Source organism: Nostoc sp. UHCC 0252, assembly GCF_034931145.1.
Classification (GTDB): domain Bacteria; phylum Cyanobacteriota; class Cyanobacteriia; order Cyanobacteriales; family Nostocaceae; genus Nostoc.
In genome coordinates this window covers 19,790-45,378 of record NZ_JAYGHE010000010.1, presented here as the reverse complement: position 1 = coordinate 45,378, position 25,589 = coordinate 19,790, and the positions used below count along the sequence as shown (strand labels likewise).

21 protein-coding genes are annotated in these 25,589 nt (G+C 42.4%); 9 read left to right on the top strand and 12 right to left on the bottom strand.

Annotated elements, in window-relative coordinates; all coding sequences use genetic code 11:
• Positions 1-172: 172 nt before the first annotated feature.
• From VB732_RS09070 to VB732_RS09060, 3 genes are all read right to left on the bottom strand, one after another.
• Positions 173-1,453 carry an acetyltransferase gene (locus VB732_RS09070; RefSeq protein ID WP_323230491.1) on the bottom strand — a complete coding sequence of 427 codons (1,281 nt, stop codon included), beginning with the start codon at positions 1,451-1,453 and terminating at the stop codon, positions 173-175.
• Positions 1,454-1,635: 182 nt separating this feature from the next.
• Positions 1,636-1,863, bottom strand: coding sequence for a hypothetical protein (locus tag VB732_RS09065; RefSeq protein WP_323230490.1), 228 nt, complete (start codon positions 1,861-1,863; stop codon positions 1,636-1,638).
• Positions 1,864-2,233: 370 nt separating this feature from the next.
• Positions 2,234-2,554, bottom strand: a complete 321-nt coding sequence (locus VB732_RS09060; protein WP_323230488.1) for a hypothetical protein — start codon at positions 2,552-2,554, stop codon at positions 2,234-2,236.
• Positions 2,555-2,977: 423 nt separating this feature from the next.
• Here VB732_RS09060 and VB732_RS09055 point away from each other — a divergent pair, with 423 nt between their 5' ends.
• From VB732_RS09055 to VB732_RS09030, 6 genes are all read left to right on the top strand, one after another.
• Entirely contained in the window at positions 2,978-3,859 is an 882-nt protein-coding gene (locus VB732_RS09055; protein ID WP_323230486.1) for an EboA family metabolite traffic protein, read from the top strand.
• A gap of 129 nt (positions 3,860-3,988) precedes the next feature.
• Positions 3,989-4,897: a TatD family hydrolase gene (locus VB732_RS09050; RefSeq protein WP_323230484.1), complete on the top strand. Its 909-nt coding sequence runs from the start codon at positions 3,989-3,991 to the stop codon at positions 4,895-4,897.
• 102 nt (positions 4,898-4,999) lie between these two features.
• A complete protein-coding gene (gene eboC, locus VB732_RS09045; RefSeq protein ID WP_323230482.1) occupies positions 5,000-5,932 on the top strand; it encodes a UbiA-like protein EboC in 933 nt (310 codons plus the stop codon).
• Between the two features lie 142 nt (positions 5,933-6,074).
• Complete coding sequence (gene eboE, locus VB732_RS09040; protein ID WP_323230481.1) at positions 6,075-7,298, top strand: metabolite traffic protein EboE; 1,224 nt, start codon at positions 6,075-6,077, stop codon at positions 7,296-7,298.
• A 107-nt stretch (positions 7,299-7,405) separates the two neighbouring features.
• A complete protein-coding gene (locus VB732_RS09035; protein ID WP_323230480.1) occupies positions 7,406-8,779 on the top strand; it encodes a nucleotide pyrophosphatase/phosphodiesterase family protein in 1,374 nt (457 codons plus the stop codon).
• Positions 8,780-9,096: 317 nt separating this feature from the next.
• On the top strand, positions 9,097-10,590 hold the full coding sequence (locus VB732_RS09030) for a catalase (protein ID WP_323230479.1): 1,494 nt from the start codon (positions 9,097-9,099) through the stop codon (positions 10,588-10,590).
• A 121-nt stretch (positions 10,591-10,711) separates the two neighbouring features.
• Here the strand turns inward: VB732_RS09030 and VB732_RS09025 are convergent, their stop codons facing one another.
• From VB732_RS09025 to VB732_RS09010, 4 genes are all read right to left on the bottom strand, one after another.
• Positions 10,712-12,430: an NAD+ synthase gene (locus VB732_RS09025; RefSeq protein ID WP_323230569.1), complete on the bottom strand. Its 1,719-nt coding sequence runs from the start codon at positions 12,428-12,430 to the stop codon at positions 10,712-10,714.
• A 236-nt stretch (positions 12,431-12,666) separates the two neighbouring features.
• Positions 12,667-13,413: an NUDIX hydrolase gene (locus VB732_RS09020; RefSeq protein ID WP_012411955.1), complete on the bottom strand. Its 747-nt coding sequence runs from the start codon at positions 13,411-13,413 to the stop codon at positions 12,667-12,669.
• On the bottom strand, positions 13,374-13,973 hold the full coding sequence (locus tag VB732_RS09015; RefSeq protein ID WP_323230477.1) for a nicotinate-nucleotide adenylyltransferase: 600 nt from the start codon (positions 13,971-13,973) through the stop codon (positions 13,374-13,376). The genes VB732_RS09020 and VB732_RS09015 overlap by 40 nt, the downstream gene beginning before the upstream one ends.
• 57 nt (positions 13,974-14,030) lie before the next feature.
• Positions 14,031-15,446, bottom strand: coding sequence for a nicotinate phosphoribosyltransferase (locus VB732_RS09010; RefSeq protein ID WP_323230476.1), 1,416 nt, complete (start codon positions 15,444-15,446; stop codon positions 14,031-14,033).
• Positions 15,447-15,895: 449 nt separating this feature from the next.
• On the opposite strand from VB732_RS09010, the gene VB732_RS09005 reads away from it, so the two are divergent.
• Positions 15,896-16,048 carry a hypothetical protein gene (locus VB732_RS09005; RefSeq protein WP_323230475.1) on the top strand — a complete coding sequence of 51 codons (153 nt, stop codon included), beginning with the start codon at positions 15,896-15,898 and terminating at the stop codon, positions 16,046-16,048.
• 136 nt (positions 16,049-16,184) lie between these two features.
• Here VB732_RS09005 and VB732_RS09000 read toward each other — a convergent pair whose 3' ends face one another.
• Positions 16,185-16,805 carry a Uma2 family endonuclease gene (locus VB732_RS09000; RefSeq protein ID WP_323230474.1) on the bottom strand — a complete coding sequence of 207 codons (621 nt, stop codon included), beginning with the start codon at positions 16,803-16,805 and terminating at the stop codon, positions 16,185-16,187.
• A 63-nt stretch (positions 16,806-16,868) separates the two neighbouring features.
• Here VB732_RS09000 and VB732_RS08995 point away from each other — a divergent pair, with 63 nt between their 5' ends.
• Positions 16,869-17,081 carry a hypothetical protein gene (locus VB732_RS08995; protein ID WP_323230473.1) on the top strand — a complete coding sequence of 71 codons (213 nt, stop codon included), beginning with the start codon at positions 16,869-16,871 and terminating at the stop codon, positions 17,079-17,081.
• 33 nt (positions 17,082-17,114) lie between these two features.
• Complete coding sequence (locus tag VB732_RS08990) at positions 17,115-17,483, top strand: transcriptional regulator (RefSeq protein WP_323230472.1); 369 nt, start codon at positions 17,115-17,117, stop codon at positions 17,481-17,483.
• An 82-nt stretch (positions 17,484-17,565) separates the two neighbouring features.
• Here the strand turns inward: VB732_RS08990 and VB732_RS08985 are convergent, their stop codons facing one another.
• From VB732_RS08985 to VB732_RS08970, 4 genes are all read right to left on the bottom strand, one after another.
• Positions 17,566-19,083: a trehalase family glycosidase gene (locus VB732_RS08985; protein WP_323230471.1), complete on the bottom strand. Its 1,518-nt coding sequence runs from the start codon at positions 19,081-19,083 to the stop codon at positions 17,566-17,568.
• Between the two features lie 97 nt (positions 19,084-19,180).
• Positions 19,181-21,976: a malto-oligosyltrehalose synthase gene (gene treY, locus VB732_RS08980; RefSeq protein WP_323230470.1), complete on the bottom strand. Its 2,796-nt coding sequence runs from the start codon at positions 21,974-21,976 to the stop codon at positions 19,181-19,183.
• 593 nt (positions 21,977-22,569) lie between these two features.
• Positions 22,570-24,417, bottom strand: coding sequence for a malto-oligosyltrehalose trehalohydrolase (treZ, locus tag VB732_RS08975; protein ID WP_323230469.1), 1,848 nt, complete (start codon positions 24,415-24,417; stop codon positions 22,570-22,572).
• Between the two features lie 448 nt (positions 24,418-24,865).
• Positions 24,866-25,270 (bottom strand): thiol-disulfide oxidoreductase DCC family protein, encoded by a 405-nt coding sequence (locus tag VB732_RS08970; protein ID WP_323230468.1) that lies wholly within the window; start codon positions 25,268-25,270, stop codon positions 24,866-24,868.
• Positions 25,271-25,589 lie beyond the last annotated feature (319 nt).

Sequence of the window (25,589 nt, the reverse complement as noted above, 5' to 3'; positions counted from 1 at the left end):
TTACACCCTAATTTTGGTCAATTGTACTCAAAACTCAAATGAACATTTAGTAAGAGTTCTGGAAAACTTTTCAGTCTATCGAAAATTAATCTCTTATACCATTTCACAAAATCGCCTTGCTCCCCAACCACCCTGTGCTTGCCATTTATATCAGTTTTAAGGTGAAACGGTATTACCACTCCACAGGTAAAATCAGGTTTCCGTTGTCGGCATAGATTGTCCGAGAACGGATACGCGTTCTCGGAGGTATTGTAGAGTTGAAGACTGCGCTTTTTTGCCCAACTGCTGAGTTTTTACCGATAACTGCACTGTATATTATGGAGTTCGGCCCTAGCCCGACGTTATTACCTACGCTAGTTTCAGGGCCATTAGAAACACCATTGATAACCTGCCTACCGCCATGAACTAGAACGCGAGGCCCATAACCAATACCATCACCAAGAGTCAAGTTAGTTGTTGCTAACGCATGAAAGACAACATCGTTTGCCATACCAGCAATTTTACCAATATGAAAAGGTTCACCCTCATCACCACGCAGCGAAATTCTATTAGCTAGTTTGTTGTTGAGCGTTGCTAAAGAATCTTCCGTAATCACATTACCGACGATGCGGTTACGAAAGTTTGGATTACGGGTCGTAATTCCACCTATCTTTGGCAGACCTCCGGGGTTAAAAGCTGTGACGGGAGCATAATTAATTCCTTTTACATTTGACAAGTCTGCTGCGGCTAATGCTGCGTAACCTTCGGCCAATGCTTGATTGACTTCAACGACACCTTCCATCAATGCAACGTCGGCTTGTGTCAGGTTTGCTACTTTGCCCAAGAGACCGCTATTAGCTTCTAGGTTAGTTGTGACGTTTTTACCAGGCAAGACAACTTTACCAGCCGGTAAGGTGACACCAGGGCCAACCCGCGAGAGAAAGTTGACTACTGTGTTTCTTTCTATAGTCGCACCGTCTACTTCACAGTTGAAGGCGAGAAATGTCTCTGGAACAGTGTTGCTAAACTGAGTATTGGTAACTGGGTCGGTAAAAGGCCCGGTTGAGCCTTGAAGCCCGATTCTAGCTGCACCTTTGATTGTGGTCATGTGTGCTATAATCACACGCTCACCTACTTGCACTCCTGCTCCCGAAGCTGTAATTTTCGCTTGGTCTTGGACGTTAGAACCGGCCGCAATGCTAATGGGGGCATTAGTAGCATTTAACTGGGTAAATGGGGCAACGTAGACCTTTCCCCCTAAAGTAATATTTGTGGGATTGATGATTGTTGCAGTTGGGTCAATGAAATTAGCTGACGCAACAGGCGCTGTACTGGGGCATATAGGTAGGTTTCCCACAGTTGGATTACACGTTCCTCCAGCAGCTAGTGCGGGTTGTATATATATCTGTGTGCTGATGGCAAACGCTAGGATAATTGCGTTTAAGGCACTAAAAATTGTGCGAGGTTTGAACATAGAAAGAAAAGTCCTCACGGGTGATGAAATATTTGGCTACGGGATAAATCTGCGTTGATGAATACGAGGTATGTTGAAGGGATTTCTAGCGACAAGACACTCTGCGTCTACGCAGAATGAGAAATTACCAAAAAACTACACTGCAACAGCGTCTAGACTCTTATTAGGTATGAGACAAAGAATTAACCGCCCCAATAACCTGCCAAGTTGTAGAAGACATCTAAGACAAGTGATAATAAAGGCTGCAAAAGCGGGACTGAAATTGTCGTTGTTGCTCCGGCTACTGCATCATTGTAAACAGTCTCCCAAGCATCTGGCCCAGGTGTGGACTGTCCATATACTTTAGTAGTCACAGCCAACGTTAAGCCTAGTACAGCTAAACCAGCTAGTATTGTGCGACGTTTCAACATTATGATACCTAAATAGTTCACGAATTGTTTTTGGCATAGTGAAATAGAAAGTACACGCAAAGCTTAAGCTTTTTCGTTTACCTGATCTAAATAACTGCCAATTTTAGTTAATTAAAGCAAGGATGGCTTCAATTAATAATTCACTAAGAATTAATTGTAGTGTTACTTGCTGCTTAATAAAAGACTATTAATATTGATAAAAATGATGATAATCATAGAAAAATTTGTAGGTTTAAGACTTCAAACCTTTAGTAAATATAATATTTGATATCCAAAATCAACTATCTTAGGGAGGATATTATTATGCTAAGTTTGGTAACTCATGATTAGGCATATACGCCTTTGTATAGCAATGGATAAATTTTGGTCGCTAAGGAACCCAATGCTGCTGAAAGTTAAAATTTTTGTCAGAACTAGCAAGTAAACGAGAATGCTGGCTTGTTGGTAATACCTGTAAATGTAAACTCATCTGGTACAAGCCCCCGTTGATTATCTTTAATGCGCGAATTGCATCTACCACTGCTAGCACTTGTTTTGGGGCTGTCTCTCCATCTGCGGCAATCGCTTGTGCGAGTAAAGGATTATCTAACTGAAACAAGCCTCTAGTAAAGTGAACATCATAATTAAATGTCACGCGAACACATTGGTTAATTGGTTTAAGATTAAAAACGGTTTTTTGCTGAATAGCCATTGGAATATTACTACTTATTAAGTAGGTGTAAATACATCAGTACTGTATTTGAAATGATAGAAAATTGGAAAAGAAAGTCTTTTAAAAGCTAAAATTTAAAATATTTTAATATCAAAACTGGGCTAAAAATACATTCACTAACAACTTTATTAGTTGTCTGAACTTTATATTTAAGATTGTATATAAATATGATTATTACATTAAATTTTAATTTTATTCCGTAACAAAATTTGATCCTTTATCTAATCGAAATGGGATCTTTACACTATCTTCTCGAAAGTCAGGAGATTTTTATAGATTCAGTAAAGTTATAATCTAAGTAGTATCTTATCTAGCTGCTTGAATCACAAAGTATCAAGTTTAGTGCTAGATTTTATACTTAGTTGCCATAAAAAAGTCGGGCAACTTTTCCTAAAATTCATCATGAGTAAAGTAAACGAGTTACTGCATCACTGGCTGTTAAAGTCTGTTTCAGAGAAAGCTTTTGCTTGGCTGGAACAGAAGCAAGCACAAATTGCTAGCGGCGCTGCTGAGAGAGTGTTTTTTACGGCTTTTAGTGCTGTGCCGCGTTATCTAGGTAAAGAGGATTTGCAGCTAACATTCCAGGACTTGGAAGCAGCCCAGGATGTGATTCCTGGTTGGTATCCTGGTCATTGGAGTGTAGATCAAGCAGGTCGTACACTCTTGCTTCTAGCTTTGCCCCATGATGATGCTGAGGGCTATGTGCGATCGCTTGATAAATTCTTCTCCACTGCCGATATGGGGGAGTTAGTTGTCCTTTATCAAAGTTTGCCATTTCTACCACATCCAGAGCTACATCGCCATCGCGCTGCTGAGGGAATTCGCAGCAATATGAGTAATGTATTCCAAGCGATCGCACTACATAACCCTTATCCAGCTAATTATTTAGATAATGCTGCTTGGAATCAGATGGTGCTGAAAGCTGTGTTTGTCGGTAGTCCTTTGCATCTAATTTGGGGACTCGATCGGCGTGCTAACCCAGAATTGGCGAGGATGTTAGCAGACTATGCCCATGAACGTTGGGCAGCTAAACGCTCAGTTACGCCAGAACTTTGGCGACCTGTAGGACGGTTTGCGGATAGTGCAATCATCACAGATTTAGAAAAAGTACTGGCTAATGGGGATATAGACGAGCAAAAAGCAGCAGCGTTAGCTTGTGCTGAGTCTTCTTTACCCCAAGCGCAGGCATTACTTTCTCATTACCCAGATTTACGGTCATCTATTCAACAAGGTAATCTGACTTGGAATAATTTTAGCCGCGATGGCCTTTTTGTTTACAAATAAAAGGGAGTGGGGATGAGGGAGACTCAAATCAGTGAACAGTTATCACAGACGATTTTCTTAACTAATAACTGATAACTGCCCAATTCCCAATTCCCAATTCCCAATTCCCAATGCCCAATCATTAAAACCATGATGTTTATCGATCCTCACATTCACATGTGTTCGCGCACTACTTACGATTACTTAGTAATGCGGGAATATGGCATTGTCGCCGTTATTGAACCAGCTTTTTGGTTAGGACAGCCACGAACGAACGCTGGCACATTCAAAGACTACTTCAGCAGTCTTGTGGGCTGGGAACGGTTTCGTGCTAGTCAATTTGGCATCCAACATTACTGCACAATTGGCCTAAATCCGAAAGAAGCTAACAACGAAGCATTAGCAGCAGAAGTTATAGAACTGCTACCACTTTATGCCTGTAAAGAGGGAGTTGTTGCTATTGGTGAAATTGGCTACGACGACATGACAGAAGCAGAAGATAAGTACTTTTGTCAACAGTTAGCATTAGCTAAAGAACTCGATATGTTGGTGCTAATTCATACGCCTCATCGTAATAAAAAGGCGGGTGCTAGTCGGAGTATGGATCGCTGTATTGAATATGGCTTAGATCCTTCACAAGTAATTATTGACCACAACAACGAGGAAACCGTTGAGGAAGTATTAGGACGGGGTTTTTGGGCAGCTTTTACCATTTATCCACAGACGAAGATGGGTAACGCCAGGATGGTAGAAGTTGTTCGTAAGTATGGACGCGATCGCATCATTGTAGATAGTAGTGCTGATTGGGGTATTAGCGATCCTTTGGCAGTCCCAAAAACGGCTCAGTTGATGTTAGATAGGGGCATTCCTGAAGAACATGTACGAGCAGTTTGTTATGAAAACGCCCTAGCTGCTTACAGTCAAACTGGGCAGATGAAAGCGTCAGACTGGCTCAATCCCGAATCTGTTGATCAACGCGAGTTGTTCAATGGCAATTCTGTGTTGCGGGGACAAGAACCAGGAATCAAATCAGTTTCAGATTATGTGTTGATTGAGTAATAAATTGGGAGTGGGGAGTGGGGATAAGGAATTGCATAAATATCTGATTCATCTGTAATATGCGGTTTTTTTTGATAAATTATTAGGCACGGAGGCAGATAAGTGAATGTTGCAAGCTTAAATTTTCGAAGCTGGCGGGGTTATCTAGAATTGATGCGTCCTGCTAATATTGTTACTGCCTGGGCGGATATTCTTGTTGGTTTTGCTGCTTCTGGTTCTGGGGCTATTTTTGCTCAATTAATCAATGGAGAAGCAAGTTTTACCATACTAATTCCATTAGCGTGGTTGTTATTAGCTACAACTGGTTTATACGGCGGTGGTGTAGTTTTTAACGATGTTTTTGATGCTGAATTAGATGCAAAAGAGCGACCGAATAGAGCAATTCCCAGTGGTCGCGTGTCTCGTGAAAATGCTACTTTATTGGGAAGTATACTATTTGCGATCGGCATTATAGCTGCTTTTCAAGTATCGTTGGTGAGTGGTGCGATCGCTATATTTATCACTCTTTCATGCCTACTATATAATTCACTCGCCAAACATCATCCTTTTTTTGGCCCTTTAAATATGGGCTTGTGTCGTGGCAGTAACTTATTATTAGGCGTAAGTGCTGTACCAGCAATGATAGGAGAACGTTGGTATTTAGCGCTGATTCCTGTTATTTACATTGCTGCTATCACCGCAATTAGTCAGGGTGAAGTTCACGGAGGTAAGAAGATTACAGGAGTACTCGCATTACTGCTGATTGCAATAGTTTTAACAGCAGTTTTAGCTTTAGGATTATTAGGAGACTATGCAGCGACTATAGCACTGCCATTTGCTGTTGTATTAGCTATCAGAGTCTTGCCTAATTTTATCAAAGCTGCGCGTGAACCAGTCGCCGAAAATATCCGAACTGCCGTAAAAATAGGCGTTTTATCTCTAATAGTTTTAGATGCAACTATTGCATCTGGTTTTGCTGGTTTGTATTACGGCTTATTCGTTCTAATTTTGTTGCCATTTTCGATGAAGTTAGCAAAAGTATTTGCCGTTACTTAAATTTGAATGTATATATCCAGTAATACCATAAATTGGCTATGTGGGCGCACATCTATGCGCCCATACAACTGAATATGTGGCAGATATTTTGTGAAATAGTATAAGCCGAAAAAATTACATATACAAGGGATAAAGCTAGAAAATGAAAATTACAAAAAACAATAATCACTTAACTTATTGCAGCAATATTCACCCTGGTGAAAGTTGGTTAGAAGTTTTTAGCAATTTAGAAAAATATGTTCTCAATCTCAAATCACGTTTATCGCCAACAGCACCTTTTGGTATTGGTTTAAGATTAGCAGATGCAGCTGCCAAAGAACTGTTACAAAATAATAACTTGGCTCAATTCCAAGCCTGGCTTAGTCAAGAAGATTTATACGTTTTCACTTTAAATGGATTCCCTTATGGCGGATTCCATAGACAGGTAGTAAAAGACCAAGTTTATGCACCAGATTGGTCTACACAAGAACGGGTCGATTATACATTAAATTTGGCACAAATTTTAGCTACTCTATTACCAGAAGAACTTGACGGCGGAATTTCTACGCTGCCATTATCTTATAAACCTTGGTGGCAAAAAGACCAATCAACTTTCGACACAGTTCTGAAAAAGAGTTGTTTAAATATAGCATCAGTAGTTGTAGAAATGATTCGCATCTGCGAAGAAACAGGAAAGATACTCCATATTGATTTAGAACCTGAGCCTGATGGATTAATTGAAAACACCTCAGAAGTAATTGATTTCTATCAAAACTGGTTATTGCCAATCGGTGGTAGTTATTTATCAGAGAAATTAAATATTGAGCAGACTTTAGCAGAAGCTAAATTGCTAGAACACGTTCGGATTTGTTATGACACCTGCCATTTTTCAGTTGAATACGAGGAACCACAATCTGTATTTGCACGTTTCCAATCCGCAGGAATTAAAATTGGCAAGGTTCAAATCAGCGCAGCAATTAAACTAAAAATACCTGCTGAGGTTGAAAAGCGTAGTTTGATAGTTGAACGCTTACGTCCTTTTGCTGAATCTACTTATCTCCACCAAGTAATAGAACGTCGCACTGATGGTACACTGCATCACTATCCTGACTTAATAACTGCGTTACCGCATTTAGAGCAATCTCTAGCTGAAGAATGGCGGACTCACTTCCATGTCCCAATTTTTATTCATGATTATCAAATTTTGCAATCTACGCAAGATGATATTGCGACTGTTTTGCATCTACTTCAAACAAACAATGCTTGCTCTCATTTAGAAATTGAAACTTATACTTGGGATGTATTACCAGGAGAGATGAAGATAGATTTACTAACTTCTATTCAACGTGAGTATGAGTGGGTATTAAAATTAATTCGTAGTTCGTAATTCGTAATTAAAGGTTTAAACTTAGTTTTCTAGTTTAAATCTTTAGAGATACATTATTGTGCGTTTCTAGTTATTTTTTCAAATTACTATAAGAGAGGATTAAGTTTATGCAGAAAACTGTTGTTCTAAATGTTGTGGGATTAACGCCCAGTTTACTAGGAGAAAACACACCATTTTTATCTTCTTGGGCTGCGAAAGGACAGGTAGCGTCAATTGGAAAAGTGTTACCTGCTGTGACTTGTTCGGTTCAGGCTACTTATTTAACAGGAAAATTGCCCGATGAACATGGAATTGTCGCTAATGGTTGGTACTTCCGCGATGAATGTGAAGTGAAGTTTTGGCGGCAGTCTAATAAACTAGTGCAAGCTCCCAAAGTTTGGGAAATAGCTAAATCAATTGATCCAACTTTCACTTGTGCCAACCTTTTTTGGTGGTACAATATGTACTCTTCAGCAGATTATGCGATTACACCGCGCCCAATGTATCCCGCAGATGGGAGAAAATTACCTGATATTTATACCCATCCTAGTGATGTGCGATCGCAAATTCAATCTGATTTAGGAAATTTCCCTCTGTTCGATTTCTGGGGGCCAAAAACTACCATTAGTTCTAGCCAATGGATTGCCAATTCCGCAAAATGGATTGAGGAACGTTACAGCCCGACATTATCACTGGTTTACTTACCACATTTAGATTACTGTTTGCAAAAATTTGGTCATGATAAAAAACACATCCAAGCTGATTTGCGAGAAATTGATGCTGTTTGTGGCGATTTAATTAAATATTTTGAAGCACGTAATACTCAGGTAATTATTCTTTCTGAGTATGGCATTACCCCAGTTTCTAAAGCTGTGGATATCAACCGTGTACTACGGGAAAATGGACTAATTGCTGTGCGAGAAGAATTAGGGCGAGAACTGCTCGATTTTGGTGCTAGCATTGCCTTTGCCGTTGCGGATCACCAAATTGCTCATGTTTATGTGAATGATCCGGCGTATATCCCAAAAGTGCGATCGCTTTTAGAAGCGACTGAAGGCGTAGCGCAGGTATTGGATGAAGAGGGTAAACAAGCCTACCACCTTGCTCATCCTAGATCGGGGGAGTTGGTAGCGATCGCACAATCTGACGCTTGGTTTACCTATTATTATTGGCTTGATGATGCAAAAGCGCCTGATTTTGCTAGAACTGTAGATATCCACCGCAAACCTGGTTACGATCCTGTAGAACTTTTCCTTGATCCGCAAATTAAATTTCCTCAAGGGAAAATTGCTCTCAAGTTACTTAAGAAACAACTGGGTTTCCGCTACCTGATGGATGTGATTCCTCTGGATGCTTCTCTGGTGCGTGGTTCTCACGGTAACATTACCACTTCCCCAGATGAAGGGCCTCTATTTATCACCCATCAAACTCATTTAGTTAATGAACATCCAATTGAGGCGACAGATATTTGCTCGTTGATTCTCAAACATTTAAATACCTGAAAGGCGGTATAGAGACATATATCGTCTCTACATCTTAGGAACTTCCAAATAAAAAAATGTCCCAAAACTGACGAAAAAACCCTCTCTATTTCTCCTCTCTCCGTGTTCTCTGTGTCTCTGTGGTTCGTTTATTTGGATAATTTATTTCTTGGAAGTCCCTTACCAAAATACAAAAAAATTTATGGTAATTCATAATCATATCGAGTATGATTTATATATAAACTCGTTATGACTATGAATTAGAGTGTTCTATCAGTAGGCAACCGTCAATCTACTGTGGGCAATCTGAGTAACTTACATGGAGAGCTTCTTTACGCATGACTGAACCCCAAAACTTGACAACTGCTGACGGTATTCCAGTTAGCGATAATCAGAACTCACTCACGGCTGGAGCGCGTGGCCCTGTGCTAATGCAGGATTTCCACCTTATAGAAAAGCTGGCTCATTTCAACAGAGAACGTATTCCTGAGCGCGTTGTTCACGCCAAAGGTGCGGCTGCTCATGGTACTTTGACTATTACCAATGACATTACCCGTTATAGTAAAGCCAAACTTTTTTCTGAAATTGGCAAAAAAACGGAACTTCTCTTGCGTTTCTCTACAGTTGGAGGAGAAAAAGGTTCAGCAGATGCCGAGCGCGACCCTAGAGGTTTTTCCCTCAAGTTTTATACTGAGGAGGGTAACTGGGATCTTGTAGGTAACAATACCCCTATTTTCTTCATCCGCGACCCTTTGAAGTTTCCTGATTTCATCCATACCCAAAAGCGCAATCCCCAAACCAATTGCAAAGACCAGAATGCAAAGTGGGATTTTTGGTCACTCAGTCCAGAATCGCTTCACCAGGTGACAATCCTGTTTTCAGATCGGGGAATTCCCAAAACCCATCGACACATGGACGGTTTTGGTAGCCACACCTTTAGTTTAATTAATGCTGAAGGCGATCGCGTTTGGTGTAAATTTCACTTTAAGACTCTGCAAGGACATCAAACCTTGACGGAGGAAGAATCCGCTAAGATTAAGGGTGAAGATCCGGATCATGCGACTCATGATTTGTTTGAAGCGATCGCTAAAAAAGATTATCCTAAGTGGCGGATGTGTATCCAGGTGATGACCGAGGAGCAAGCGGAAAAACATCCTGACAATCCTTTTGACTTAACCAAAGTTTGGAAACAAGGGGAATATCCTTTAATTGAAGTTGGGATATTAGAGCTAAATCGGAACCCTGAGAATTATTTTGCCGAAGTAGAGCAAGCCGCTTTTAGCCCTAGTGCAGTGGTTCCGGGCGTTAGTTTCTCTCCAGACAAAATGCTGCAAGCTCGAATTTTTTCTTACCCAGATGCTCAACGCTATCGCTTGGGTGGTAACTATCAGCAACTACCCGTTAATCAGCCCAAATGTCCAGTGATGCATTATCAGCGAGATGGCTTTATGGCATCGGGGAACAACGGCGGTAGCGTTCCTAACTATGAACCGAATAGTGCTGAGGGTACGCCCAAAGAAAATCCAGCTTATGCAGAACCACCTAGTCATTTGGGCGATGTCACAGTCGATCGTTACAGTCATCGTGAAGGAAACGACGATTATACGCAAGCAGGTAATCTGTATCGGTTACTAACTCCTGAACAGCAAGAGCGTCTGGCTAAAAATATTGTCGGTAGTCTCTCTCAAGCAAGGCAGGATATCCAAATGCGCCAACTTTGCCACTTCTTCCGGGCAGATATTTCTTATGGTCGTCGTGTAGCTGAAGGATTGGGCATTTCAATCGATCCCTCAATGCTAGGTGCTACTGTTCAACCTGTAGGTAACTGGTAGCTTATCCAATTTTGTTGGGTGGGACGAAATACCTGCCCCACAAGACTTTGATTTAATTTGGAGCAAATTAGATGTGGTAGAACAGTTAATTACTTGATTTGCGGATGAGCATCTTGTCCCATCACAATAAACTAAGGTTAGGTGTAGCTGTAGTTTTAGCCTGATAAGCCTTTTTGACACCAACCCAGTTACTAGCAATCGGCATTCGCCAACCGGTTCCAAAAGCGCGATCGGTGATTTTTAAGCCGGGGGGTGCTTGTCGCCGTTTAAATTCAGCCCGCGCCACCATTTGGATTACTCTATCTACAATCACCGCATCGTGACCGGCTGCAACAATTTGGGCTGCTGATTGGTGGTTGTGAACCAAGCGTTGCAAAATATCGTCCAAAATTTCGTAAGGCGGTAGAGAGTCTTGATCCACTTGGCCTGGTTTGAGTTCAGCGCTGGGTGCTTTAGTCAAGACGTTTTGCGGGATGATTTCATTATTGCGATTTAACCAATAGCAAAGTGAATAAACGCGGGTTTTAGGAACATCTGCAATCACAGCTAACCCACCGTTCATATCGCCATAGAGGGTACAGTAACCAACTGCCATCTCTGACTTGTTACCAGTAGATAAAAGAAGATAGCCAAATTTATTAGCGATCGCCATTAATAAATTACCGCGAATCCGAGATTGGATATTTTCTTCAGCCAATCCAAACTCAGTACCTGCAAACAAATTACCCAAAGTTTGATCGAAGCCTTGCATTAACTCGCCAATTGGTAAAAGATTAGTCTTAATCCCCAAATTTTCGGCTAATGCCAAAGCATCGCTAATGGAATGCTCCGAACTATAAGGGGAAGGCATGAGAACACCCAGGACATTTTCTTTACCAAGTGCAGCCGTGGCGATCGCAGCTACTATTGCAGAGTCAATCCCGCCACTTAAACCCAATACTACTTTAGAAAAGCGACACTTCCGAGCATAATCTCGCACTCCTAAAACCAACGCTTGCCAAATTTCTTCATCTTCCGATTCATAGAGAGGCGCTACAGTACTTAATTGAAAATCCCGTTGCGCCTCGTCAAATTCAACTATTACTAAATCGGTGTCAAAACCACGGGCACGACACATAATTTCACCTTGACGATTCAAGGCAAAACTACGTCCATCAAAAATTAGATCATCATTTCCGCCAACCTGATTAGCATAAATAATCGGTTGTTGAAAACGTACTGCACTATGCCTAAGCATTGTTTCACGAAACTGTTGCTTGTCGGCAGTGTAGGGGGAAGCAGACAAATTTACAACCAAATCTACACCCAGAATTGCTAAGTCAGCAATCGGATTCACTGCATAACTACGTTTGCCCCAGAATTCCTCATCATTCCATAAATCTTCGCAAATAGTTACGCCAATATGGATATCATCTAGGGTGAAATAATTAGCTTGCAACCCTGGTTCAAAATAGCGACGTTCGTCAAATACATCATAAGTAGGCAAAAGTCGCTTGTGAAAAACTTGCTTAACTTGGCTATTTTCTAACAAAGCCATGCTATTAAATAAAGTTTTACCACCACTAATATGTGCATTGAGGTTCGGTTCAACAGTCCCTACCAACACGGCTAAATTTGGTGGTAAATCTTGAGCTAGGTTTTGTAAAGTGATGCCCATTGCTTCCACAAAACTAGGATTTAGTAATAAATCTCTTGGTGGATAGCCACACAAAGAAAGTTCTGGTGTCAACAACAAACGCGCCCCGCTAGATGCTGCGCGTTGTGCCGCCTCTAGGATTTTTTGGGCATTTAAAAGCAAATCACCGATAGTAGGATTAATTTGTGCGATCGCAATTTTCATATTATTTGTCATTAGTCATTGGTCATTTGTCATTTGTCAAGAGTCATAAGTTACTCAGGACTTTGGATGCAAAGTAACGTGAGTTTGACAAGTCTTATTTGACCTCTCCCCCAGCCCCTCTCCGCATCGGAGAGGGGAGCAAAAAGCTGAATTAATTTTTTGTTGCTCCTCCCTTTCCGTTTCGGAAAGGGAGGCTGGGAGGGAGAGGTTCATCGAACTTACGTTCAAGTAATTAGCTAAATAAACACCAAAGGTTTATCTTTTAGGGGAGCAAAAGCTTCCGCATCAAACTTATACAAACTAGCCGGACGACCAGCACCCCGTGATACCTTAATTCCGGTATCGCATAAAAAACCTAACTTGAGTAGACGCGCCCGAAAATTAGAATAATCGGAAAAGTTATCACCTAAAACTGTGGCGTATAACTGATATAAATCATTCAAGGTGAACATTTCTGGCAAGACTTCAAAAGCCACTGGGCTATACTCTAATTTATTTCGTAATCGCCTGTGTCCATAAGCCAGAATTTCATTATGGTCAAAAGCTAATTGCGGCACTTGTTTTACTGGATACCAAGCTATGCCAGTCATGCGATCGGCAATTAATTCGGCTTCCTCAAATCGCACTAGGGCAAAGTAACTAACTGATAAATAACGCACACCATAACTATCAGTTGCTTCCCGTGGATCGCGATTCGGTCCGCCAAATGTATAGAGTTGTTCTAAATAGAGATTGTTGACTTTAATTTTCTCTGCCATAATGCGATAGGCGGCATCTTCTAAAGACTCTCCGGGACGCACTAAAGTACCGGGAAGACTCCAATGATTTAGAAAAGGTTCTTGCTGTCGCATTACTAGTAGAACTAACAGCCGATTTTGTACAGTATCTACAGAAAAAATTACATTATCAACACCAACCTTGAAATCGGCCAAAGGTTGTTGGTTTAACGGAGTTGGTATCTTTTTTTGTGAACGTCCTGGCATTCGTACAAATGCTCTTGATTAATATAGGCAACTACAGGGGCGGTGAGGGCTTGAGAATCTCCATGTTCGCGGTACGCTGTTGAGGAAACATTCAGACCGGTCAGACTAGCGATCGCAATTTTCCCTCCCAGCTTTTGCACTACCTCTGAACTAGACTCATCTATTGCATATCCGGGTCGCGGTACAATCAGTAGTTGCACTTCCTGTAACAAATCTTCAATGCGATACCAACGTGGTAGCTGAGTCAGTAAATCTGAACCAATAATCAACGTCAATTCAGCATCTTCACCCCAAATAACCTTCGCTTTTTCCACTGTTTCCAGTGTTCTGAAGCTACTCAATTCTTGTTCCAAAGCAATATTGTGTCGTGGCGAGTCTATATCCGCAATCAACAGTCGCAACATTGCCGCCCGATGTTCCAAGGGCGTTTGATGGGACTTGAATGGATTATCCGCCGCCCAAACCGCTACCCAATCATAACGCTCAGACAACCAGCTCAGAATTTTTTGATGTCCCGCAGTTGGCGGATCGGCACTAGTACCAAACAAAGCAACTCTCATAGTAATTCGTAATTCGTAGTTCGTAATTCGTAATTAAGACAGACTGAAAGAGTACTTTTACTTATGTGTTCTCTGTGCCTCTGCGGTTCGTTTCTTAGTTTCTTCAGTCAACACCCGTAACTCCTCAGAAATTTCCACTTCTACAGCCACAGGATGATCCAAAAGCCGTGTTTGTTGTGGCAAACTGGCAACTGAGGCTGCGGTACGTTGACGAATTGTTGCCAAAGACTCTAACGGTTGCACCCGTTGACCCTCTTGCACTACTAACTCCAACAAAGGTTCTTCTTCTTGAGGAATTTCACCTAAGAGTCCCAACCTGTCTGCTTTTACCTTACCTCCCGTAAACGAGCGAAAAATCTGCTTGCGCCCTGGATAAGTAACTTTACCACTAGACTGCTTCATCACTGGGATGCCATCAATGTCTACAAGTTTATAAACTCCATTGACAGGCGAACCTGTAACTAGTCGCGTTCCCAATCCGTAACCATCAATTTGCGCCCCAGCAGCTTTTAATCTGGCAATTTCCCACTCATCCAAGTCACCACTGGCAAAAATTGGCACACCGGGAAGGAGCGATCGCACCTGTTTTGATAAGGTAACTAAATCTCCTGAGTCTAATCTCACTCCTGTTAATTGCATTTCCCCGGAATTTACTTTTTCGGCCAAGCGTTGGGCAGCAGCAATGGTATCGTAAGTATCAATTAGCAAGGGCGCACCCGGAAAATATCGATGAAATGCACTAAAAGCTTGTTCTTCAGTGCCTTCGATTGCTGACAGCGCCATCACTAGGGCGTGCGCCATCGTACCACTTGGCTGTTGTCCTAGTTGTAGCGCTGCTAACACATTGGAGGTGGAATCCAACCCACCCGCTAAAGCCGCCCGCGCCGCCCATAAAGACCCTTGCGGGCTAAATGCTCGTCTTGTGCCAAATTCTAAAAGTGTTGCTGATTCCCCCGCTACATCCCGCAACCTTGCTGCTTTTGTGGCAATCAAAGTCTGGTAATTAATCGTATTTAAGATGTAAGTTTCTACTAGTTGCGCTTGCCAAAGTGGTGCTTCCACCCGCAATAGTGGTTGATTGGCAAAGACGGCTGTCCCTTCTGGCACTGCCCAAACATCACCCGTAAACTTTCCGTCAGCTAAAAGTGACCAAAAGCGATCGCCTGCATGAGCAAAAATTCCCGTTGCCTGTAATGCCGCAATTTGCGCGGAACTAAAGCGAATTTTGGCTAAATATTCCAATGCCTGCGTTAGCCCCATTGCAATTAAATAACCAAAACCCTCTGGCAATCGTCTGACAGATAATTCAAAGCTAGCCCGTCGTTGTTCGATACCAACGCCAGTGTAACAAGCTGCCATTGTTAACTGATAAAGATCGGTCAACAAGCTGTAGTCATCAGCCGAGAGGTTTAGTTCCTGGTTATGCTGACTTTGCTGTTTATATACATAGTCCAAATCTGGCAAAGTTGTCATGCAAGAGATTCCTTACAAGATGCTTCTTTTATTTATGGTAATATTTACCATAAATAATGTCAACTAACTAGTAAGGATATTTCAGAGATTGCCGTGTAACAGTAGATTTATAAGTAACTTTATACTAGCTTTATAAAATACTTAATATTTTTTAATAGTAAAAGCTAGCAATAATGTTAACTTGACGGCTGTCTAATGAAAGAGAATAATATCCTTCCAAGGCAAGTTTGTTTACCAACCTCTTTCCCTGAGTGGATTTGGAGAAATAGATAAATTTCAATTAGAATAAAAGAGAAACGTTTGGCTTTTTAACAAGCTAAAGTATTGCGAAGTTATCTGAATAAAGATTGCAAATATTCTCAATATATTGAGAATAGGAGCTAGCTAAGAATATTGGTATTAAAGTAGAGGTAGCACAATTAAATAGACTCAAAAATAAGGAGTCAAATATGACGGCTATTTCCCAAATCATTGCTAATATAACCCGGTATATTTCTGAAGCTGCAATGCGGATTTTTGGGCCTAATGATGATGCTTATCCTGCTAGTGGGGTACAACCTTTTACAGGTGAGCCTTATGATAAGCGTAAAGATGATAATTAGTAGGTACTAATATCGGATTTGAAAAATATTTATGAACCAAAAGATCCCCGACTTCTTCAAGAAGTCGGGGATCTGATTCTTTTGGTGGAGAGCCAATCAAATAAGATTGCTATATTTGCGTTGTGATTGAAATAAGCTACTTGGAAACAGGTTGCACAGCCGTAAAGATTTTTTGTGCCGTTAATTGCAAATTGGGAAAGATTGGGGAAATAAGTTTCTCGTTGTTTTGAAACAACCGTTTTTGATACTCATCCTCTATTAGGGTACAAATTGTCACTGTTGGCTGTTTTGGCTTACCAATGTATTGTCTGCCACCAATGCCCAGAAAATCAACAATCCAATATTCAGGAACTCCTAACAGGGCATAATCTTCAGCTTTGCGGGCGTAGTCGTTCTGCCAGTTTGTGCTGACAACTTCAGCAATTAGTTTAATCGAGTTTGCTGATGTAATTACAGGTTCTTGTTGCCACAAGGGTTCATTAATTAATTGAGTTTGGTCTAACACAATCAAATCGGGACGAAAAGCTGTTTCTGTTCCTAATAGTTTGATTAGGCAGCGATGGGGGATAAAGTAGCTTAGATCCTGACGATCAATTTCTACATTGAGTTTTCGCCCAATCAATGCAGATACTTGCTCGTGTGGCCCGGTTGGTTCCATCTCAATTAATTCACCATCAATTAGTTCATAGCGATCGCACTCACCATAGTGGCTAATAAATTCGTTAACGGTTAGAACTTTTGGGGCTGATTGAACCATTGTGATTATTCCTCATAATAGATTTATTGACGCTTTGCCGCTTTTAAGATAAATAATTAAGTTATGGCTGATATCGTCCGTCAAAAAACCCTGAAAGTCTATGCTACCGAATATGGCAAGGAGCCGTACACCGAATGGCTAGAAAACCTTAAGGACTATGCGATCCGTTCGAGGATAATCCGACGGATAGAGCGGCTCAAACAGGGTAATTATGGGGATTGCAAGTCGGTTGGCGAAGGCGTTCAAGAACTGAGCTTTTTCTTTGGCAGTGGCTAGCGCGTGTACTTTGGAGAATCCGCAAATGATCTAGTGATTCTCCTGTGTGGTGGCGAAAAGGACAGCCAGGACAGGGACATAAAAAAAGCGAAGGGATATTGGCAGGCTTATCAGGAGAAGATGAGCAAGAAACTGAGAAACCATGAAGAGGTCGTAATTGAGCAGCTGCGAAACCCGGAAATGGCAAAAGCGTACCTGGACGTTGCCCTTGAAGAGTACGAGCAGGATGGTGATCTGGCGTTTTTTCTAGAAGCGCTTCAGAACGTAGCCCAAGCACGGTCGGGTATAACCCGCCAAAATCTTTATCGGGACTTGTCGCCAGAAGGCAACCCGGAACTGCGAACCATCAGCCTTATCCTGCACAATCTCGGCTATCGCCTGAGTGTACAACCGATTCAGTGATCGTCAGGGAATTAACAAGACGTTATAGCGATGAATTCTGCTCAATATAAAAAGGCGTGAGTTTTTCCTCACGCCTTTTTATTTAAACTTTTTTCCCACCGCCTGCTAAGAGTTCCAAAATCACCCCATTTGTCCAGCCGAAGCCAACTTCGTTAGAACTATATCCAAAGGTGATTTCGTCAGAAACGTTGGCAGAACAGCGTTCAACATCATATTTTTCAACTAGGGTATTGTGACGCTCGAATTCTTTAATCACCATAGTCAGGAATTTGTTAGCAATGCGATCGCCTTCTGTATGAAAACCATAACGGTGAAGTCCCTGGACAGCAATAAATGTCAATGGGGCCCAACCAAAAGGTGCATCCCACTGGTTCCCGGTGACATGAGTACTGGTAAGAATTCCGCCTGGAGCTTCAAACAAAGAGAGATTGTCAACGACGCGCTGGGCTTGGGCTTGAGAAGAGATTCCTAGCCACAGGGGATAGAATGTGGTAGCAAATTCGTAGCAACGGCGTTTTCCACTCTGGAAGTGATAGTCACAATAGAGTCCCCGTTCTTCATTCCAGAGAAATTGATCGATCCGATCGCGCCGATATTCGCCGCGATCGCGCCATTGTTTTTCTAGTTGTTCGTTCCCCAAAATATTGTTAATTTGCGCCAAGTCTTGTTCTACCTGATATAGCAAGCTGTTGAGGCACACAGGAGCGTAGTGGAGGATATCAGCACTGAAGGGGCCAAATCGGTTGGTGATATCAAAACCGGACTCGCGCATGGTGCGATCGGCTTTGTAAAATAGGTAGGTCAGTTTGTCATTTTCCCGATCGTAGTAAAGATTAACGTCGTAATCTTCAACGTCAAAGGTTTGGTAATATTCCTTGACGCGATCGTAGTGGCTTTTTCCCTCATCATCGCGTTCGGAAAACACAACTTCTGGTGCGGGGCCTTCCCCAAAGGCATAAAATCTGGATAAGCCGGTTCCAGAATTCAAATGGGGCGGTACTACCCAGTAATAGTAAAACTGCTCTAAAAGCGGGACGGTTGTCCTCAACCACTCTTTATCTTGGGTGTGCTGGAATAGTGCCAAAACCATCATGCTGAGGACGGGGGGTTGCGATCGCGAGAGCATATAAGTTCGGTTGGCATTGAGGATAGTGCCGTAATGCTTTACCTGGTAAAGTAATTGGTCAACCTGACTTTGGGCTAGTTCCCATTCTTCATCGTGCAAAAGTCCCAGTAATATAAAGTAGCTGTCCCAGCCATACATTTCGTTAAATCGACCACCTGGTACGACATAAGGCCCTGGTAGGTATAGTAAGCCATGCTCTTTAATCGCTTCGACTTCTGAGGGCAAAGTGCGAATTTCTAGCTGTTGCATATCTTTGGGATATAGCGATCGCTCTAACACACGCTGAATGGTGGGACAATCTTCTAAGGGGGAAATGTAGACGATCCAGGGAGTGTTGGTTTTGTGGTCTAGTTTAGTATCCTTGGCAGACTGTAATAAGTGTTCGTGCGATCGCGTTAAGGTTTTCCACGTTTTTTTGATATGGAAGCGCACTTTGTTTATCTGCGTGGTACTAAGTTGTGGGGGAGTTGTCATATTTAGAATTTTTTTAACGCAAAGGAACGTGAAGGGAAGCGCAGAGGAACGCTGAGGTTTTACAGGGTTCTCTCTGCGTGGGATGAGATTTTTGTTTTTACTCGGCAGTGCTGATTAAGAGGGCAACTGGGAAGTGGGTGAGGGCTGTTGCGATCGATAGGGTTTCTGTAGCTTGTAAGGGTTGCTGAGTTAGGACGTTTGTCCAATTTAGGGGAGCTCCAGGGGGTAATTGCAGGTGCGTATCTTGCCATGACTCGCCTAAAGGGTTGTCTCCAGGTTGGATGAGGCTGGTTAAGAAGCGAGGCGCGATCGCGATCGCTGTTTGATTCCCTTCTCGCCGCGCAAAGGCGATAATGTGATTGGCGTAGGTTCCCTGAACTTCTAAGGGCAGATAGTCGCCATCCTGAAATAATGAGACATAGTTTGTTCTGGCTTTGAGTAATTGAGCCGTTAAAAACAGTTTGATTCTGCCGTCGGTTTTGTCGTTTAGCAACTCTTGAATTAGTCCGAGAATATCTGTTTTAACTTGTTCGCGGATCTCCTTTAAGTAAGTACGTCGCTGTTCAAAATCTACAGGACGGCGATTATCTGGATCAACTAGACTGAGTTCCCAAAGTTCTGTTCCTTGGTATAAGTCGGGTACGCCGGGTGCGGTAATCTTTAGCAGAGTTTGAGAAAGGGAATTGAAAATACCATATTCTGCAATTCGGTGTTGAAAGGGTTGAAAGGCATCTAGAAATTCCCTGGAGATGGAAGGGTCAAGTACCTTTTCAATGAAGGAAGTACAGGCTTCTTCATACTCGCTATCAGGTCGCAACCATGCTGTATGCACTTTTGCTTCTCGAATTGCTTTAATTATATAATCCTTCACCCGTTCTACGAAGGATGCGTGTTCCTGTTCCACAAAGGGGAACGCCCCTACTAGGGTTTGATAGATAAAATACTCATCGTTGCGATCGGGCATAGCGAACCCGTGGCGATGACTGCGATTTCCGCGATTAATGGCACTCCAGGTATTTACCTGCTGATCCCATTGATCAGGGATTTCTGAGAGGACATTCAATCTGGCCCGCACATCTTCGCCGCGTTTGGTGTCGTGGGTAGCTGTGGTGTTCATTGTATGGGGCCAAGTTGCTTGGTGCTGTTTGTTAAAGCTATGAAATTTGGCTAAATCGATGCCAAAATGACCGGGATTTCCCCCGACTTCATTCAGTGACAGCAAGCGATTGTAAACATATAGTGTGGTGTCTTCTACGCCTTTAGCCATTAGCGGGCCGCTATATTGCTGCATCCGCAAGACAAAATATATCCACTGTTCGCGTTCTGTTTGAGTCAGAGAATTATCAAAATCTAGCACCATTAACTTTTCAATAAAGGTTAGTTCGTGCTGCAACAGGGGCGCTTGGTCTTTCGCTTGGCGAATTACTTCTTGAATGGTAGCGCGATCGCTCTCCCCAATTCCATCTGGTGTAATATATGTACGGTAAATTGGGAACAGGGTTAGAACTTCGGCGATCGCTCTTTTTAAGCCATTGAGTGTAAAGTCATTGCCATAGCGATATTTACTGGAAATGTTCTTTAACAAAAGAGCCAAATTGTCAATATCACCGGCTAAATTCTTTTCTAGTATCAAATGCTTTTTATCTTTCACTACCGAGGAATAATCTACTCTTGAACCAATAAAGTTCTGATAAATTTTATCGAAGGATGATTCATTTTCAGTTTGACAAAATACGCCATTTACATAGTTAAGAAAGTCATATCCCGATGTCCCTTCAATTTCCCAGTTTTCTGGCAATTCTTCGGTGATTTCTAAAATCTTCTCGACCGTAATATAAACATCTCCCGTCTTTTCCCGCAGTCTTTCTAGATACTGGATTGGGTTGTAGAGTCCATCAATATGATCGATGCGTAAGCCTGTAAATTTGCCTTCCTCAACTAGCTTTTGAATTAGGCTGTGAGTATTATTAAAGACCCGCACTTCTTCAACTTTAACGGAAATCAATTCGTTGACAGTGAAGAAACGGCGGTAGTTCATTTCTTCCGCCCCAACTTTCCAGAAGGCGAGACGGTAAAATTGATCATTTAGTAATTCATCTAGCAAGTTAAAGCTATCGGAATTACCTGGTTCTCCGTTGAAGGTTTGGATATTTTCGTCAATAAACTCGCGGATAGCATCGTTTATGGTGTAGAGTTCCCAAACCAATCCTTTAATAAATGCAATTTGGTCTTGTCGCTGTTTTCCTGCAACTTCTGAGGGCACACTTCTGAGAATATACAAAATACCCAACAGCTTAATAAAATCGGGGTGATTGCGTCCGAGTGTGCGTGTGAGTTTACCTAAGTTATGGGTAATAAATTTTGTGTAAGATTCTAATCTTAAGGGCAGTTTTAAGCTGTAATAGTTTACGGTTAAACCGTTTTGTTCGTATTTTAGTTGAATGTGTCCGCTTTCTAAGGATGCACCATAGAAATCTCCCAGCAAAGGAGCGAGAATTCGCTCTTGGCGATCGCCAAAGGGAGCATTCCAAGAAAGATCGAAGTAGTCAGTATAACTGGAATCTGGGCCGTGTTCCAATATGTCCATCAAGTAATCGTTTTCGCTGCTATAGGCCATGTGGTTTGGCACTATATCTTGTAACCAGCCCATACCAAGAGATTGGACTTCACCAACTAAGGCATCAAAGGATTCAGTAGTTCCCAATTCTGGGTTGAGTTGAGTGGCATCTACTATATCGTAACCGTGGGTACTCCCAGATCGAGCTTTGAAAATGGGAGAAGCATACAAATCGGAAACACCTAAATCTGCTAGATAAGCTGCGATCGCTTTAGCGTTGTCAAAGCCAAACTGGGGTGTAAACTGAATTCGATAAGTTGCGGTAGGAATTCGCATGAGTTTGTTGTGATAAGAGATGGGGCGATACGGTTCGGTTAACGTGTTTGTCTCTGGAAGATCCCCCCAACCCCCCTTTTTAAGCAAGGGTGTATACACAAGTCTGAAATAGCTGATTAACCAAGGTTTTACCCCACCCTAACCCTCCCCTTATAAAGGGGAGGGAACTAGATTTTCCGGTTTCCCCCCTTTATAAGGGGGGATTAAGGGGGGTAATTCGACTTGTATCAACACCGTAGCCTTTTAAGGGGGTTGCCGCAGGCGGGGGGATCTTATCTGATATCGAGAGTTGGGGGAGTTTGAGCCTTTTTGCTCGGACGTTGAGCCTTTTTACTCGGACGTTGAGCCTTTTTACTCGAACATTGAGCCTTTTTACTCGAACGTCGAGCCTTTTTGCTCGAACGTTGAACCTTTTTACTCGAACGTTGAGCCTTTTTACTCGAACGTTGAACCTTTTTACTCGAACGTTGAGCCTTTTTACTCGAACGTCGAGCCTTTTTACTCGAACGTCGAGCCTTTTTACTCGAACGTCGAGCCTTTTTACTCGAATGTTGGAGTTATGAGGCTGAAACTTTAAGTTCTAACCCTCCCTTTCATCCTTTTTCATAGAGTACTAGACTAGTAGGTTGCAATTTTACTTCTTGTCCCACAGACAGATGTTCATCCGCTTCAGAACCTACCCCAGACCATGAGGTATCAGCAGAGTCTAACAATTTATTAGCATTTTGCTCAAACGGCAGAGTCACTGTCACTGAAGACGAATTGAAATTCATCGCAAATATTAGTTCACTTGATTCGCACCAACGACGCACAATAACCACCTGTTTGTCTTCATCGCTAGTCGCTTCGATGAAATTGCGGTCTTGATTTAAAAGTGCTGGATGCGTCTTGCGTAAATTAATTAACTGACGATACCAATCCCAGAGAACTTTGTGCTTACCGTTATTACGTAATTCCCAATTGAGTTTAGACTTTAGGAAAGTTTCTGCTGATTCGGGATCTGGGGGATCATCTGCATAGTGAAATGCTTCAAATTCTTCTCTGCGTCCGGCTCGAACTGCTTGAATTAAGTCGGCATCGGAGTGACTGACAAAGTAAATAAAGGGTGCAGTTTCGCCATATTCCTCACCCATAAATAACAGGGGTAAATTAGGCGATAGCAGCACAGCGCCAGCAGCTAACTTCAATCCTTCAAAAGAGATCCTCTGAGTGAGGCGTTCTCCTTTCATTTGATTGCCGATTTGATCGTGATTCTGAATACAGATTGTAAATTGTGATTGGGGGCGATCGCGGCAAGACATACCATGAAATCGCTTGCGATGTGGTGCATACTTCCAATCGTAGACAAAAGTATCACTGTAAGCTTTTGCTAACTGAGCTACTTGCCCAAAATCTTGATAATATCCTTGGCGATCGCCTGTCAACAGTGCGTGCAATGAATGGTGAAAATCATCACTCCACTGGGCATCAAGACCATATCCACCCAATTCTATTGGCCGAATGATTTGCGGATTATTCTGGTCGCTTTCAGCAATTAAATGGCGTTTCCATTTTTGTCCTTGTTGTGAAAAATGATGAACCGCTTCCGCCAGTTCCCAAAGAAAATGCTTCGCCCCCAAGTCGTAAATTGCTTGAATAGCATCAAGCCGCAATGCATCAATGTGGAACTCGCGCAACCAGTAAAGCGCATTTTCAATAAAATAATTTCGCACACCCTGACTATGGGCATCGTCGAAATTTAGCGCTTCGCCCCAAGGTGTTTTATAGGTTTTAGTAAAGTAGGGCGCGAACTGACTCATATAGTTGCCTTCTGGCCCAAAGTGGTTATACACCACATCCAACACAACGGCAATTCCGTGTTGGTGGCAAGCATTTACCAGTTCCTTTAGTTCGGCTGGGCTACCATAAGAATTTTGCACCGCATAAGGGTAAACGCCATCATAGCCCCAGTTGCGATATGCCAGAGACGCTTCAATATGGGTGTCTCCCGGAAACTGGGAAATGGGCATAATTTCAATCGCATTAATTCCCAGTTCCCGCAGTTCCGGTAGACGAGGAATAATCGCAGTGAAAGTTCCTTCAGGTGTGAAAGTACCAACATGGAGTTCGTAAAAAATCATCGACTCCACAGGAATACCAGTCCACCCTTCATCTGTCCACTCAAAATGATGATCGACAATTTGAGACGGCCCATGCACTCCTTCCGGTTGATACTGCGACGCGGGATCGGCAAAAGCGTCTTGACCATTCAAAACATACCGATAAAGCGTACCTGGATATACATCATTCACTTTCGCGTGCCAGTATCCCTCAGACTGAGGCTTGAGGGGAATAACCTGCTCCTGTGGTGTCAAAGTTTTTACAGTGACGCTATCTAATAGCGGCGACCAAACTGTAAATTCACATTCTCCATTACCCAAGTAGTTAGCACCAATTCTCACGCAGTATCCCTCCCGCCAGTATGTTGTGCCGAATTGTGGTGCGATCGCAATATCATTGATTGCACAATGTTTACAAACACGCCAGATAGCATAATGGTTGGTCTACCGGGCTTTTAGCTAGCACCTGTAGGCGGATTTTTTACCAGGATAAATTCTGTCTAATGACCAAAGAGGCAGGGGAGCAGGGGGCAAGGGGCAGGGGGAAAAAGATGCTGGAATTCCCCAACAGTCTAGGGTTACGAGCTAATAAATATATTTATGCTTAAGGAAAAAATATTTATTTAAGCGGAAAGTGCCACGATAAATAATAATGCGTACTTGTCTTAGAACCAATACATTTATTCAATACATTTATTATTTATGGGGTTTCCCCTCATCTCCCTGCCCCCTGCTCCCTGCCCCCTGCTCCCTGCCCCCTGCCCCCTGCCCCCTGCCCCCTGCCCCCTACCTACGGCTTGCAGCTACCATCAACACAGTATGCCGACTCATAAGTATTGGAACGCTTACCAAATATGGTGTAACGATTATCGCGGATTTGTTCGTAAAAGCGATCGCCTGCCCATTTCATCCCCGGTAAGGCTCGATAAGCGTCCACAAATATACTTCCTGCTGGCAATAACCGCCCAATTTCTTCAGCAGCGTTACTACCTTGCCAACGTCTTTGAGGATCGTTAGCATCAATTAAAATCATCCCCTGTTCGCAGTCTTGGGCTGTAATTCCCCACCGTAAAAGTGTCTGCTCATCTTGCATAGGACTGTAGCGAAATAACTGTCCTTTGTCTAAGGTTTCTAGCGATCGCACCAAGGTAACGCAGAGATTACAATTTCCATCGTAGATTACGTAGTAGTTCATAGGAATAATTATTCTAGTTTAGAAAACCATTGCGATCGCTCTTACCGAAGGTAAACAATGCGATTCACCTCAGCCACAACAAAATCTTATTTATTAAATATGCATGATGTCATCTAGTTTAAGTTGTAGATTTGGCAATAATTCCGAATGAATAATATCCCCTAAGCGATATTGTCGCTACTGGTACGCCTTTACTTTGTACGTTGGCTTATCCACTGACCAGTTGCGCGAATTGTACCTCAGTAAAAAAAGGTCTTACTACGCAAAACCGCCCCTCTCCGACTCGGAGAGGGACAGACTTGAACGACAGTTCAAGGCA